At 69.0% G+C, this 12,619-nt stretch carries 14 protein-coding genes; 10 read left to right on the forward strand and 4 right to left on the reverse strand.

Going from position 1 to position 12,619, the window contains the following annotated elements; genetic code table 11:
* Positions 1 to 20 precede the first annotated feature (20 nt).
* Positions 21 to 1,709 (forward strand): ABC transporter family substrate-binding protein, encoded by a 1,689-nt coding sequence (locus tag ABH927_RS24650; protein WP_370025125.1) that lies wholly within the window; start codon positions 21 to 23, stop codon positions 1,707 to 1,709.
* On the opposite strand, the gene ABH927_RS24655 is transcribed toward ABH927_RS24650, so the two are convergent.
* The gene (locus tag ABH927_RS24655) at positions 1,682 to 2,683 is read right to left on the reverse strand and encodes a multiprotein-bridging factor 1 family protein (protein ID WP_370025131.1); all 1,002 of its coding nucleotides are present in this window, start codon (positions 2,681 to 2,683) and stop codon (positions 1,682 to 1,684) included. The two genes, ABH927_RS24650 and ABH927_RS24655, sit on opposite strands and share 28 nt — an antisense overlap.
* Positions 2,684 to 2,885: 202 nt before the next feature.
* Complete coding sequence (locus ABH927_RS24660; RefSeq protein ID WP_370025133.1) at positions 2,886 to 3,071, reverse strand: hypothetical protein; 186 nt, start codon at positions 3,069 to 3,071, stop codon at positions 2,886 to 2,888.
* A 1-nt stretch (position 3,072) separates the two neighbouring features.
* Between ABH927_RS24660 and ABH927_RS24665 the strand changes: the two genes are divergently transcribed.
* The 4 genes from ABH927_RS24665 to ABH927_RS24680 all read left to right on the forward strand — a co-directional run bounded on the left by ABH927_RS24665 (position 3,073) and on the right by ABH927_RS24680 (position 6,708).
* Entirely contained in the window at positions 3,073 to 5,082 is a 2,010-nt protein-coding gene (locus tag ABH927_RS24665; protein WP_370025136.1) for a phosphocholine-specific phospholipase C, read from the forward strand.
* A gap of 101 nt (positions 5,083 to 5,183) precedes the next feature.
* Positions 5,184 to 6,152, forward strand: a complete 969-nt coding sequence (locus ABH927_RS24670; protein WP_370025138.1) for a CapA family protein — start codon at positions 5,184 to 5,186, stop codon at positions 6,150 to 6,152.
* A 149-nt stretch (positions 6,153 to 6,301) separates the two neighbouring features.
* Complete coding sequence (gene rpmG / locus ABH927_RS24675; RefSeq protein WP_261583701.1) at positions 6,302 to 6,466, forward strand: 50S ribosomal protein L33; 165 nt, start codon at positions 6,302 to 6,304, stop codon at positions 6,464 to 6,466.
* On the forward strand, positions 6,463 to 6,708 hold the full coding sequence (locus ABH927_RS24680; protein ID WP_370025140.1) for a type B 50S ribosomal protein L31: 246 nt from the start codon (positions 6,463 to 6,465) through the stop codon (positions 6,706 to 6,708). Before rpmG ends, ABH927_RS24680 begins: the two co-directional genes overlap by 4 nt.
* A gap of 221 nt (positions 6,709 to 6,929) precedes the next feature.
* Here the strand turns inward: ABH927_RS24680 and ABH927_RS24685 are convergent, their stop codons facing one another.
* Positions 6,930 to 7,520 carry a Dps family protein gene (locus ABH927_RS24685; protein WP_370025144.1) on the reverse strand — a complete coding sequence of 197 codons (591 nt, stop codon included), beginning with the start codon at positions 7,518 to 7,520 and terminating at the stop codon, positions 6,930 to 6,932.
* Positions 7,521 to 7,687: 167 nt separating this feature from the next.
* Between ABH927_RS24685 and ABH927_RS24690 the strand changes: the two genes are divergently transcribed.
* The 4 genes from ABH927_RS24690 to ABH927_RS24705 all read left to right on the forward strand — a co-directional run bounded on the left by ABH927_RS24690 (position 7,688) and on the right by ABH927_RS24705 (position 10,166).
* Positions 7,688 to 8,149: a hypothetical protein gene (locus ABH927_RS24690; RefSeq protein ID WP_370025146.1), complete on the forward strand. Its 462-nt coding sequence runs from the start codon at positions 7,688 to 7,690 to the stop codon at positions 8,147 to 8,149.
* Positions 8,150 to 8,272: 123 nt separating this feature from the next.
* Positions 8,273 to 8,659, forward strand: a complete 387-nt coding sequence (locus ABH927_RS24695; protein ID WP_370025147.1) for a molybdopterin-binding protein — start codon at positions 8,273 to 8,275, stop codon at positions 8,657 to 8,659.
* Positions 8,660 to 8,736: 77 nt separating this feature from the next.
* Positions 8,737 to 9,441 (forward strand): molybdate ABC transporter substrate-binding protein, encoded by a 705-nt coding sequence (modA, locus tag ABH927_RS24700; protein WP_370025440.1) that lies wholly within the window; start codon positions 8,737 to 8,739, stop codon positions 9,439 to 9,441.
* A 494-nt stretch (positions 9,442 to 9,935) separates the two neighbouring features.
* Positions 9,936 to 10,166, forward strand: coding sequence for a hypothetical protein (locus tag ABH927_RS24705; protein WP_370025149.1), 231 nt, complete (start codon positions 9,936 to 9,938; stop codon positions 10,164 to 10,166).
* A gap of 58 nt (positions 10,167 to 10,224) precedes the next feature.
* Here ABH927_RS24705 and ABH927_RS24710 read toward each other — a convergent pair whose 3' ends face one another.
* Entirely contained in the window at positions 10,225 to 11,658 is a 1,434-nt protein-coding gene (locus ABH927_RS24710) for an MFS transporter (RefSeq protein ID WP_370025150.1), read from the reverse strand.
* A gap of 77 nt (positions 11,659 to 11,735) precedes the next feature.
* Here ABH927_RS24710 and ABH927_RS24715 point away from each other — a divergent pair, with 77 nt between their 5' ends.
* Entirely contained in the window at positions 11,736 to 12,614 is an 879-nt protein-coding gene (locus ABH927_RS24715) for an alpha/beta fold hydrolase (protein ID WP_370025152.1), read from the forward strand.
* Positions 12,615 to 12,619 lie beyond the last annotated feature (5 nt).

A 12,619-nucleotide genomic window follows, 5' to 3' on the forward strand; every position in this document is an offset into this window, starting at 1 on the left:
GTCAACCAAGGGAGCACACCGTGAAATCGATACCGAGGCGCGTCGCGGTCCTCGCCGCCTCACTCGCCCTCGTCCTGACCGGCTGCGCCTCCGGAGGACAGGACGGCAAGCCCAAGATCGCCGAGGTGACGAGGGTCCTCGACATCAACCCGGTCTCCCGCGACCGGCTGCCCGACGGCGGCACGCTGCGCTGGCCGCTCGACGAGTTCCCCGAGCAGTGGAACCCTCTGCACCTCAACGGCGACGCCGCCGCGGACGTGATGAACGCGCTGATCCCCAAGGCGTTCGTGGTCGACTCCAAGGGAGTGCCGTCGCCCAACCCGGACTTCGTGCTCGACGCCAAGCTGAAGCCGTCGGCCAAGCCCACGGTGACGCTGACGCTGAACGAGAAGGCCCGGTGGTCGGACGGCCACCCGATCACCGCCGCCGACTACATCGGCGTGTGGCGGGCGATGACCGGCGCCGGCAAGGGCTTCCAGACCAGGGACCCCACACCGTACGACCGGATGGAGAAGGTGGCGCAGGGCGCCGGGCCGTACCAGGTGGTCGTGACCTTCGCCCAGCCGTTCGCCGACTGGCAGGCGATGTACGCCAGCCTGCTCCCCACTTCGACGACCGGTCACTCCGACGTCTTCAACCAGGGCTGGGTGGGGAAGATCCCCGTGACGGCGGGGCCGTTCAAGGTCGAGTCCATCGACCCCACGGCCGCGACCGTCACGCTGGTCCGCGACCCCTACTGGTGGGGCCGCCGGGCCAAGCTCGACAGGATCATCTTCCGGGCGATGGACCCGGACGCTGTCGTCAACGCGTTCGCCAACGACGAGCTCGACCTCGCCCAGGTCGGCCGCAGCGCCGGGTACTACGAACGTGCCAAGCGAGTCGGCGTGTCGCTCCGCCGCGCCGACTCGCCCAACACCCGGTTCCTCATGCTGAACGGCGGCTCCGGCCCCCTGACCGACGTGCGCGTACGGCAGGCGATCCTGCTGGGCCTCGACCGGCAGGTCTTCGCCAGGTCCGGGCTGGAGGGGATGGACTGGCCGGTCCGGACCCTCGACAACCACTTCTTCTCCCACGGCCAGGAGGGCTACCAGGACAACACGGGCGGGCTCGGCAGGTATGACCCGAAGAGGGCCGCCGCGCTGCTGGACCAGGCCGGCTGGACGCTCCCCCCTGGCAAGCGGTTCCGCGAGAAGGACGGCAAGGAGCTCAGGCTTCGCTATGTCATCGTCACCGGCGTGGAGGTGCACAAGTCCCAGTCGGAGCTGACCCAGGCGATGCTCGAACAGATCGGCATCAAGGTCGACATCCAGGTCACCCCGGGCGGGGAGTTCTTCGAGAAGTACATCCGGCCGGGCAACTTCGACATCACCGGCTTCGGGGTCACCGGCGACGCCTTCCCCATCTCCTCGAATCAGGGCGGCTATCTCACCCCCACGAAGAACGCCAACGGTGAGCTGCTGACCAGGGGAAACGAGGCCAGGATCGGCTCGCCGCAGCTCGACGACCTGCTCAGGCGGGCGGCGGCCGAGCTGGACCCGGCGAAGGCCCGGCGGCTCGCCAACGAGGCCGACGCGCTCATCTGGCAGGAGGTCAACAGGATCATGCTGTTCCAGAGCCCGGAGATCTGGGCGACCAAGCCGACGCTGGCCAACCTGGGCGCCAATGCCTTCGCGACCGTCCGCTACGAGGACATCGGCTTCACGAAGTGACCCCGCGCCGCCGGGCCGGTCGTCAGGCGAGCTCCGGTGTCCGGAAGAAGGGGCACCGGTTCGGCGGGCTCGGCGGGCTCGGGGGGCCACTCCCAGGCGATGCCGCGCACTCCGGAGGAGACGTTGGCGACCGGCAGGTGGACGGCGTGATGGGCGTTCAGCGCCAGATCGCCCAGCCGGCGGGCCGGCGCCGCCAGCCCCGCGCGGGCGTACGCGTGGCATCCGGCGGGGAGCGCCGCCGGATCGAACCGGATCTCCATGAGGTAGTGCCCGACGTGGTGGCGGAACCCATGGCCGAACTCCCTGGCGACCGTCTGGTTCATGTCGACGCAGTCCCATTCGAACACCCAGGTGTCGCCTCTGGCGAGCGTCTCGTCGAAGAGCAGCTCGACCACCATGACGGGCTCGGACGGATGGCGCAGGACCCGGCCGAGCCTGCAGTAGTCCAGCGGGCGGACCGCCAGCCGTTCCGGATCCGAGCCCGCCTCCCCGAAGCACCGGACGAAGTAGCGGTCGACGCCGTCGTGGGTGGCCCGGATCAGCACGCGGGTCCGCGCCGACACCGCGACGCGGCGCCCGTCCAGGGTCACCGTCTGGTGCTTGGTCACGACCTCGACATCGCTCTCGTGGGAGCCGGGGAGCGCGCCCAGCAGCTCGCCCAGGGCGCGGGCCCGCTCGTCGAGCCCTGCCCGCCGCCGGCTGCCCGGCTCGGTGTCGCGCTCCAGCAGCGCGAGCAGCGAATGCCGCGGCATGCCCAGGATGTCCTCCAGCGCCGCCACCACGCGCAGCGACTGCCTGCGCTCGGGCCTGCTGCGGCCGTGCTGCCAGTCGCTCAGCGTGGAGAGCGCGACGGGCAGGCCCCGGCCGACGAGCCGGGCACGTAACCGCTCCAGCGTCAGCCCACGTTCGCGGATCGCCTCCCGGAGGGCGAGATGGAATGACTCGGCGCGCGCTGGGAGTTCTTCACCCTTCATGACGATGCTCCCCATCTGACAACCCGCTCCACATTAGCGATGGCATGCCGGCAAGGTTGCCGTACGGCACGCCGAGTGCGTGGCGTCATGGGCAACTCCGCACAGGCGCGCTGATCGCCGCGGGCGCCCGTCAGGGAACGCGGACGAGGCCGGGCACGCCCCCTCTGGGCGCGCCCGGCCGGACATCAGTCGCGGTTGGGCTTCAGCCCTGGTCGGACTCGTCCTGCGACTTCGGGAAGCCGATGACGATCATCTCTGTGTCGTCGACCTTTCCGGGGACGCGGCCGAGCACGGCCCAGGCGGGTGCCGTCCCCGCGAGTGAGCGGGTGAGGCTCGCTGTTAGGTTGAAGGCCGTCGAACCGATTACTTCGCCGGAGGAACGCATCACGATGTCGGCCGGATCATCGCTTCCGCCGTCCCTGTCGCGCGTACTGGCGCGGCCCGCCCCGGCCGCGAGCCTCTCCGACATCAAGCACGTGGTCTTCGTGATGCAGGAGAACCGGTCGTTCGACCATTACTTCGGGCGTATGCGCGGCGTGCGGGGCTTCGGAGACCGCAACGCCGTGGCCACCCGTGCGTGCAAATCCGTGTTCGAGCAGGACGGCGTGCTGCCCTTCCCGGTGCGAGAGGCGGCCAGGGGCGCGGGAGCCGACCCCATGCTGCTCGACACCCACGACCACAGCTGGCTCGGCACCCAGAACGCCTGGGCGATGGGCTGGCACGACGCCTGGGTGCCCAACAAGGGCCACTCCACCATGGCCTACTACGACCGTCATGACCTGCCGTTGCACTACGACCTGGCGGACGCGTTCACGATCTGCGACGCCTACCACTCCTCGGCGCTGACATCCACGACGCCCAACCGCAACTACCACATCTCCGGCTATACGGGCTATGAGCCGGGCACCGGGCAGCGGGCCGTCGACAACGACGCCTGCGAGGAGGACGGGCACGCCGGCTACACCTGGGTCACGGCGCCCGAGTTGCTGAGCCAGGCCGGGCACAGCTGGCAGGTCTACCAGGAATGGGACAACTACCAGTGCAACAACCTGGAGTTCTTCGCCACGTTCAAGGCCGTCATGGCGAAGCTGGGGCAGACCAGCATGCACTCCTTCTACGAGGCGGTCCGGGCGGCCGATGACCCGGCGCCGCTGCTGGCGGAACTCGACGAGAGGGTGGCCCGGCTCGACCCCGCGGACCGGGAGCTCTACGACCGGGCGCTCCGCCGTACGCGCACGGGGGGCCTGGGGGAGTGGTTCTCCGCCGACGTGGCGGCCGGACGCCTTCCGGCGGTCTCCTACATCGTGACCTCGCTCGCGGATTCCGAGCACCCGGAGGGGTCTTCCGCCGTCGAGAGCGGGAAGATCATCTACCAGGTCCTCGACGCGCTCGCCTCGCATCCCGGCGTGTGGGCGAGCACGGCCGTCTTCATCACGTACGACGAGAACGACGGCTTCTTCGATCACGTCCCTCCGCCCGTCCCGCCGGACGGGACGCCGGGCGAGTTCGTCAACGGGCGGCCCATGGGGCTCGGCGTCCGCGTGCCTATGATCGTGGTCTCGCCGTGGACTGTGGGAGGCAACGTCTGCTCCGAGACGTTCGACCACAGCTCGACCGTGCGCTTCCTGGAGTCCTGGCTGGGCATCAAGGCGCCCGACATCAGCGCCTGGCGGCGTACGGTCGTCGGCGATCTCACCTCCGCCTTCGACTTCGATGTTCCCCTGGCGCACCCGCTCGCGGAGGCACCCGGCCAGAGTGCGGACCCCGACGTCCCGGCGCCGGGGGTGGCCGCCTCCTCGGGCGGGCGGTGGTATCCCGCCGTCCCGGCCGAGCAGCGGATGCCCGTGCAGGAGCCGGGCGCCAGGCGCGCCCGCCCTCTGCCGTACCAGCCGGACGCCTCCGCGCGGACCACCGGCCGTGCGGTCGAGATCACCATGACCAACGGCGGTACGGCGAGCGCCCACCTGGCGCTGCACAGCTACCTCGGCGAGTTGGTCCGTCCCCTCCACTTCGATGTGCTCGGCGACCTCCGAGAGGTGGTCTACTTCCCGACCGACGCGTACGACCTGGTCCTCACCGGGCCGAACGGCTTCCGCCGGGAGTTCCGCGGCGTCCTCAGGGACCCCGTCGAGGTCACCAGCGAGATCGACGCCGCCAGGCGCACGATCACCGTCCACGTCCGCAACACAGGCGGCTCACCGGTGCAGGTCGCGATCTCACCCCTGGCGTACGGCGGGGCTCCCCAGGCCGTTCAACTGGCGGCGGGAACCACTGGCCAGATCCCGTGGGAGACCGAGACCGGCTGGTACGACCTGAGGCTGACCGTTGCCGGGAACACCGCGTTCGCCCGTCGCCTGATGGGCCACATCGAGAACGGCAGGCCCAGCATCACAGGCTGACCGATACGCTCCGAGCCGGTCCTCTGGGCGTGTCCGGAACATCGCGATTTGAAGACCGATGGCCGGGTAGGGGGCGATCGGGCCTGGTAGGTGATGTTGCGATGCCGGTGACTCTGGCGCTGGCGGGGGACACGATGCTGGGACGTGGCGTGGCCGATGTCCTGGCCGAGTCGGCGGACCCCGCCCGGTTCTTCTCCGCCGACCTTCGCGAACGGCTCGCGGAGGCTGACCTGTTCGTCCTCAACCTCGAATGCTGCGTCTCTGATCTGGGCCACAAATGGGACGCACCGGGCAAGCCATTTCACTTCCGCGCGCCGCCGGAGGCCGCCGACCTGCTCGCGCGGCTCGGCGTGGGGTGCGTGACCCTGGCCAACAACCACGCGCTGGACTACGGCCCGGAAGCGCTGCTCGACACCCGTGAGCACCTCCTCCGTGCCGGGATCCGCAGCGTCGGAGCGGGGGCCGACGAGGACGAGGCACGCCGGCCGGAGGTGATCACGGTCGACGGCCTCCGCGTCGGGGTGCTCGGAGTGACCGATCATCCCGCCGACTTCGCGGCGTCAGCCGTACGGCCCGGCGTGGCCTATGCCGACCTGGTCACGGGTGTGCCGCCCTGGCTCGTCGCGCAGGTCAGGCGGCTGTGGGACCGGGCCGATGTCGTGCTGGTGACGCCGCACTGGGGGCCGAACATGACGGACCGGCCGCGGGCCTACATCCGGTCCGCCGCTCGGGCTCTGACCACGGCCGGGGCGACGCTCGTCGCGGGTCATTCCGCCCATGTGTTCCACGGGGTCGCCCCGCCCGTGCTCTACGACCTCGGGGACTTCCTCGACGACTACATCGTGGACGCCCGGCTCCGCAACGACCTGGGGCTGCTGTTCCTCGTGACGCTCGACGAGCGCGGGCCGCTCCGGCTGCGCGCGGTGCCGATCGAGCTGCGGTATTGCCGGACGCGGCTGGCCCGCGATGAGGACTGGCGCTGGATCCGCGACCGGTTCAGCGCGGCCTGCGCCGGCCTGGGAAGCTCCGCCGCGGAGGAGGACGGCCTGCTGGTGGTCGAGATGAGATGACCCCCCCCGCCGCATGCGGAGCCGGTGGCCGACCACCACTGGGACGTCCACCGCCGGCCGGCGGGATGTCGCGGCCAGGCGGGATTATTTCTAGGGTGAAAACGGTTATCGCTCCCGTCGAACGGCCCATCGTCCCGGAGGGAGCTGGATTGGCCAGGAACGAGCTGCGACCGGTGGTCAAGCTGCGATCGACGGCGGGCACCGGTTTCACCTACATCACCCGCAAGAACCGCAGGAATGACGCCGACCGGCTGAGCCTGCGCAAGTACGACCCGATCGTCCGCCAGCACGTCGTCTTCAAGGAGGCACGATGAGGAAGAACATCCACCCGGCCTATCACTCCGTGGTGTTCCGCGACGCCAGCGGCGGTTTCGCCTTCCTGACGAAGTCCACCATGACCAGTGGGAAGACGATCGAGTGGCAGGACGGCAGGACGTATCCGGTGGTCGACGTCGACGTGTCCTCGGCAAGCCACCCCTTCTACACCGGCCGTAACCGCGTGCTCGACAGCGCCGGAAGGGTCGAGCGCTTCAACCAGCGGTACGGACGTCGTTGACGGCCACGACCGGCGCGCTGACAACAGTGACGGGGCGTACGAACCGGCTCAGGCGGCTCCAGGCGTAGAGGGCCGCGCGAACCACCTCGTGGCAGCGCCGCCCGGACCGTTTCCCACGGCCCGGGCGGCGTCGTTGCGCTGCGACCCTGGGCGATGGCGCTGCGAACGGCGGCGCGAACTTCGCTCCGAACGCAGCGTCGCCGTTCAGGCGTCGGCGGCTGTCAGGCGTGGACGAGCGGAGTGTCGACGAGATGCTCGGCGAGGAACCACGCCTGAAGCTCGCCGGTCCGGATGACCTCGGACACGAGCAGGTCGTTGGTCCCGTCGTCGCCCATCTCGGCGGTCCGCGCGGCGGCGTCGTGCGCGGCGACGAGGATCGTCTCGTGCGCCTCCAGCAGGCGCGACAGCATGGCCGGAACCTCTTCCACGCCGTCCGGAGGCCGCGGGATCACGGTGACCTCGGCGACCTGCCGGGGATCTCCGATCGCTACCCCGCCGAGGGTCTGCACCCTCTCGGCGATCATGTCGATCAGCGGCAGCTGCTCGGTGGCGTGCTTGTCCAGGAGCAGATGCAGCTGGTAGAACGTCGGGCCACGCATCAGCCAGTGATGCTTCTTGTAGAGGCTGTAGAGGATCTGGGTGTCGGCCAGGATCTGGTTGAGCCGCTGGCAGGAGTATGCCCGGGTCTCCATGGAGAGGCCGATGGGAAACTGCCGTACCGTCCCGAACTCCTGGATCTCGATCCCCTTCTGGTGCAGCCACGGCTGGCTGCCTCCACGGTGCTGTGCTTTGGCGGAAGGCTTGACACCCAAGGCGTCTCTCCTCACTCTCGGGGGCTGGCGGCGGCTTCAAAAGGCCACCCTCCTGAGTGTTCCCGCAGGCCACGCCTATGGGATCGCTGGGGGCCCTTATGTGTCCATTTATCCGGTAAAGACCTGGCGATGAACCGGACCGGCGAAAGCCGCGTACCTCGAAAGTGTTGAGACTTTCACGCCAAAGGGGGCTTCCCCTCAGGGGCCGCCGGACGCTCGCCGTCCGGGTCGCCGCCCCCGCCCTGCTGTTCGCGGCCGCCTGTACGGCAAGCCATGCCGGCCCGGTCGAGGTCACCCCTGTAGAGGTCGGCCCTGTAGACGCCGGACCTCCGCCCACGGTCGAGCGGCTCGCCGCCAAGGCCGGTTGCACGCCGGAGATCCAGATCGACGCGAAGGAGCTCCGGCAGGGCTTCTGCCAGACCTCCATCGGGCGGTTCTTCCTCACCACGTTCGCGACTCAGCAGGGGAAGGATGAGTGGATGGACCAGGCTCCGGAGTACAGCCCGCATCTCGTCGGGAACCTGTGGACCGCCCTCGCCCCTCGCTCCGTGCTCGATAGGCTCCGGCGGAAGATCGGGGGAGACCTTCACCTCAAGGACCACAGGACGAAGAGTCCCGCGCCCCAGTGACGCGAGCCCTTGGAGAAGCGTGAAGCTGGCATCGCGTTTGCCAGGATTATATGAGAATTAATCTCGTATTACCGAAGCAATATCTGGTTTGCCCCTCGATCTCGCGATGTCTAAGGTGGAGTCATGTTCCGGATCAGTGAGTCGGCGGCGTTGCTGGGAGTGAGCGCCGACACCGTCCGGCGGTGGGTGGACGCCGGGCGGCTGGCCGCCGAGCGGGACGCCAACGGGCACCGGATCATCTCCGGCGCCGACCTGGCCGCGTTCGCCAGATCGCAGGCGGCCCGCGACGAGCACGGCTCCACGTCGTCGGCCCGCAACCGGTTCCGCGGCATCGTGACCGAGGTGGTAAGAGACGGCGTGATGGCCCAGGTGGAGATCGCCGCGGGCCCCTTCCGGGTCGTCTCGCTGATGAGCCGGGAGTCCGCCGAGGAGTTGGGCCTGGAGCCCGGCGTCGTGGCGGTCGCCGTGGTGAAGTCCACGAACGTGGTCGTCGAGATTCCCAGCGCCTGACGTGGCCGCTCCGAGGAGGTCGATGTGAAGGTGGGGCCAGGGTGAAGGTCAGGAGCCTCGTCTCCGCACTGCTGCTGATGGTGCTGCTCGCCGCGGCGGGATGCGCCGGTGGGAAGAAGGAGCCGGAGACCCTCACGGTGTTCGCGGCGGCGTCGCTGACCGAGTCGTTCGGCACGCTGGGCAAGGAGTTCGAGAAGTCGCACCCGGGCGTGACGGTGAAGTTCAACTTCGGCGGCAGTTCGACGCTGGCCCAGCAGATCGTCCAGGGCGCTCCCGCCGACGTCTTCGCCGCCGCGAGCCCGGCAACCATGAAGCAGTCGGGTGCGCCCTCGCCGAGGATCTTCGCCCGCAACCGGCTGGAGATCGCCGTGCCGAAGGGCAATCCGGCGCATGTGGCCGCGCTGAAGGATCTCGCCAACCCCGCCATCAAGGTCGCTCTCTGCGCCGAGCAGGTGCCATGCGGTGCCGCCGCCGTCAAGGCCCTCGCCGCCGGTGGCGTGACGGTCAAGCCCGTCACGCAGGAGCAGGACGTCAAGGCCGCGCTGGCCAAAGTCAGGCTGGGCGAGGTGGACGCCGCGCTGGTCTACCGTACGGACGTCAAGGCGGCGGTGGGCGCGGTCGAGGGGATCGAGTTCCCCGAGGCGGACAAGGCCATCAACGACTATCCCATCGCGACCGTGCCGAAGACCGCCCACCTGGTCCTCACGAGGGAGTTCATCGACCTCGTCCTGTCCGACCAGGGCCGCCGCGTGCTGGCCGACGCGGGCTTCACCCCGGTCTGATCCAGCCACGGGGTGAGGAATAGAGCACCGTGCCTTTGCGGCTACTGCTCGGTTTTGGTGCGGTCGTGCTTGCCGTTCATCCAGTAGCAACGGGTGGTGCGCTCAATGGTCCTGGAGGAGAGCTGGATGAGGGCCGGAGGTGGCCCTGGGAAGAATCCCGGAAGCGTATTGGCAAACAAGCGCGTGCAAATGAATGACGCGAGATATCGGAACGCCGGAGGAACTGTTTGCTAGTTAGGTATCGGGAGGGCGACATCGTCTCTGTCCCACTGGAGGAAAGGGTTATCGCCCTCGCCCAGATCATAGCGAAACTGCGGAGCAATGTGCTGCTCGCCGTGTTCGGAGGACGCTTTTCACCGTCTGCATCACTTCCCCCCTCGAACTTTTCCGCTGAAGACCCTGTCCTGCTTTTCGAAACCATGGACGTGTCACTACGTCAGGGCGTATGGAAGATCGTTGGACATCTCGGGCCTTCGAAGGGCATAGTTCCCCCAATGTTCAAGGTGCCCGCAGGGCCTGAAGGTGAGTATCACATTCAAGATATATACGGCAACATCCGCAGGGTGGCCACGGTGGACGAGATTAGAAGCTTAAGAAACCCTAAGTCGTATTCACCTGCGCTGGCGGAGGATGCCATTCGAGCATTCAATGGTATGGGCCCTTGGCTGGAGGCCTATGACGAAATGCTGGCTGACTGGGATGAGATACACGGACTCGCCGAATAGCATTACGTATCGAACGCCACGAAGTGGTTCCGCGAGTTGCCCGCGGCGTTACGGGTGTTCATCGGGCCTCCACCGGCTCCGCTGCCGTGAGGCGGCGGGCGGTGCGTTCGGCCGTGGCTTTGGCCCACCGGCCTGTGGTCGCGAGGCCGACGCACAGGACGAGCACGCCGTACAGCGCCATGATCCACCAGCCCACGTGGGCGGCGCGGATGAAGCCCGAGCCGTGCGCGGACACGGCGACGACGGACCCGGCGATCGCCACGCCGAGGGACTGGCCGACCTGGCGGCTGGTGGAGGCGACGGCGGCGGCCACTCCCGCCTGGGCCAGCGGCATCCCGGACACGGCCGTGGTGGTGATGGGCGGGTTGAGCATGGCGAACCCCAGCCCGAAGACCACGTAGATCGCCAGCAGCACCGGAATGGGCGTGGTCAGCGTGATCTGGGTGAGCAGCACTCCCGCCGCCGCGACGCAGGCGCCGGCCACGAGGAGGGACAGCCGCGGCCCACGCGTGCCGACCAGCCTGCCCGACACCGGCCCGAAGACGAGCGAGATCAGCGCGATCGGCAGCGTGTACAGCCCGGCCTCCAGGGCGGACAGCCCCCGGTGGCTCTGGAGATAGAGCGTGTTGAGGAACAGGAAGGAGCCGAGGGCGGCGAAGCCGGACACGGCGATGGCCGCCGCTCCCGAGAACGGCGCGCTCCGGAAGAACCGCACGTCGATGAGCGGCTCGTCCCGGCGCGGCTCGTACACGAGCAGCGCCACCAGGGCGAGCACCGCGACGGCGAAGCATCCCATGATCAGCGGAGATGTCCAGCCGGCCTCCGGGCCTTCGATGATCCCGTAGGTCAGCGGCCCCAGCAGCGCGATGACCAGGATCTGCCCGACGGGGTCGATCCGGCGTGCCTTCGCCGCCTTGGACTCGGGGACGAACCGCCAGGTCAGCGCGATCGCGAGCAGGCCGATCGGCACGTTGATCCAGAAGATGGCCCGCCAGTTGACCGTGTCGGTGAGCAGCCCGCCGACGACCGGTCCCAGCGCCATGCTGATGCCGACGACACCGCCCCACACGCCGATGGCCTGCGCGCGCTCGCGCCGGTCGGTGAAGGTGTTCGTGATGATCGACATGGCCACCGGGTTGAGCATCGAGCCGCCGATCGCCTGGACCGCGCGGAAGACCACGAGCCACAGGAGGCTCGGCGCGACGCTGCAGAGCACCGAGCCGGTCGTGAAGACGGCCAGGCCGGTCTGGAACACGCGCCGCCGCCCGATCCGGTCCGCCGTCGAGCCGGACAGCATGAGCAGGCTGGCCAGCGTGAGCGTGTAAGCGTCGACCGTCCACTGGAGGCCCGAGACGGGAGCGCGCAGCTCACGCCCCAGCGCCGGCAGCGCCACGTTCACGATCGTGTTGTCCAGCGAGACGATCAGCAGGCTCATGCAGCAGATGAGCAGAACCGAAATCCGCCTTCGGCGGCTCATGCAGCGACACCTCATTAGTTGTACTAAGGAAACGGTACAACTCAGTCCCCACGTCTTGCCGTACGGCTGAACAGAATGAGATTCTGCTTCGCATGCGCGCGACGGCGAACGGGATCGAGATCTGCTACGAGGTGTTCGGCGAGCCCCATGACAAGAAGGAGGGCCGCCCGCTCCTGCTCGTGATGGGGCTCGGCATGCAGATGATCGGGTGGGACGAGGAGTTCATCGGACTGCTGGTGGCCAAGGGCCACGAGGTCGTCCGGTTCGACAACCGCGACATCGGCCTTTCCACCCATCTAACCCACGCCCCCGACCTGCTCGCGGCCCTTGGCGGGGACACGTCCGGCGCGCCGTACACGGTGGACGACATGGCGGACGACACCGCCGGTCTGCTGGACGCCCTCGGCTGGGAGAGCGCGCACGTCGTAGGCGCCTCGATGGGCGGGATGATCGCGCAGGCCCTCGCCATCCGGCATCCGGGCCGCGTCCGCAGCCTCACCTCGATCATGTCCACGACCGGCCCCGAGGTCGGCGGTCCGACCGAGGCGGCCATGGCCGCGCTGCTGGTCCCTCCCGCGCCGGGCCGCGAGAACGCCATCGAGCGGGCGCTGGCGACGTGGCGCGTCGTCGGCTCGCCGGGGTACGCGATGGACACCGAGCACGTCGCCCAGGTGGCCCGCGAGAGCTACGACCGGGCCTACGACCCCGCCGGGGCGGCCCGCCAGCTCGTCGCGATCCTCGCCTCGAAGGACCGTACGGCAGGCCTGCGCGGGCTCACGATCCCCGCGCTGGTGATCCATGGCGAGGACGACCCGCTGGTCACCCCGCCGGGCGGTGCCGCCACGGCCGACGCCATCCCGGGGGCCAAACTCCTGACCTTCCCCGGCATGGGGCACGATCTGCCCCGCGAGCTCTGGCCCGAGATCGTGGAGGCCATCACCGAGCTCACCGGCCGGGAGGCCGCCGTCTGACGGCC

The sequence above is a fragment of the Planotetraspora sp. GP83 genome, from assembly GCF_041262585.1.
Lineage (GTDB): Bacteria > Actinomycetota > Actinomycetes > Streptosporangiales > Streptosporangiaceae > JAOEGB01.

Bases quoted from the DNA above. Each gene is read 5' to 3' on its own strand.
- ABH927_RS24670 (WP_370025138.1), top strand. From the start codon at position 5,184: ATGCCGGTGACTCTGGCGCTGGCGGGGGACACGATGCTGGGACGTGGC.
- ABH927_RS24665 (WP_370025136.1), top strand. From the start codon at position 3,073: ATGTCGGCCGGATCATCGCTTCCGCCGTCCCTGTCGCGCGTACTGGCG.
- ABH927_RS24705 (WP_370025149.1), top strand. From the start codon at position 9,936: ATGTTCAAGGTGCCCGCAGGGCCTGAAGGTGAGTATCACATTCAAGAT.
- modA (WP_370025440.1), top strand. From the start codon at position 8,737: ATGGTGCTGCTCGCCGCGGCGGGATGCGCCGGTGGGAAGAAGGAGCCG.
- ABH927_RS24655 (WP_370025131.1), bottom strand. From the start codon at position 2,683: ATGAAGGGTGAAGAACTCCCAGCGCGCGCCGAGTCATTCCATCTCGCC.
- ABH927_RS24715 (WP_370025152.1), top strand. From the start codon at position 11,736: ATGCGCGCGACGGCGAACGGGATCGAGATCTGCTACGAGGTGTTCGGC.
- ABH927_RS24695 (WP_370025147.1), top strand. From the start codon at position 8,273: ATGTTCCGGATCAGTGAGTCGGCGGCGTTGCTGGGAGTGAGCGCCGAC.
- ABH927_RS24710 (WP_370025150.1), bottom strand. From the start codon at position 11,658: ATGAGGTGTCGCTGCATGAGCCGCCGAAGGCGGATTTCGGTTCTGCTC.
- ABH927_RS24680 (WP_370025140.1), top strand. From the start codon at position 6,463: ATGAGGAAGAACATCCACCCGGCCTATCACTCCGTGGTGTTCCGCGAC.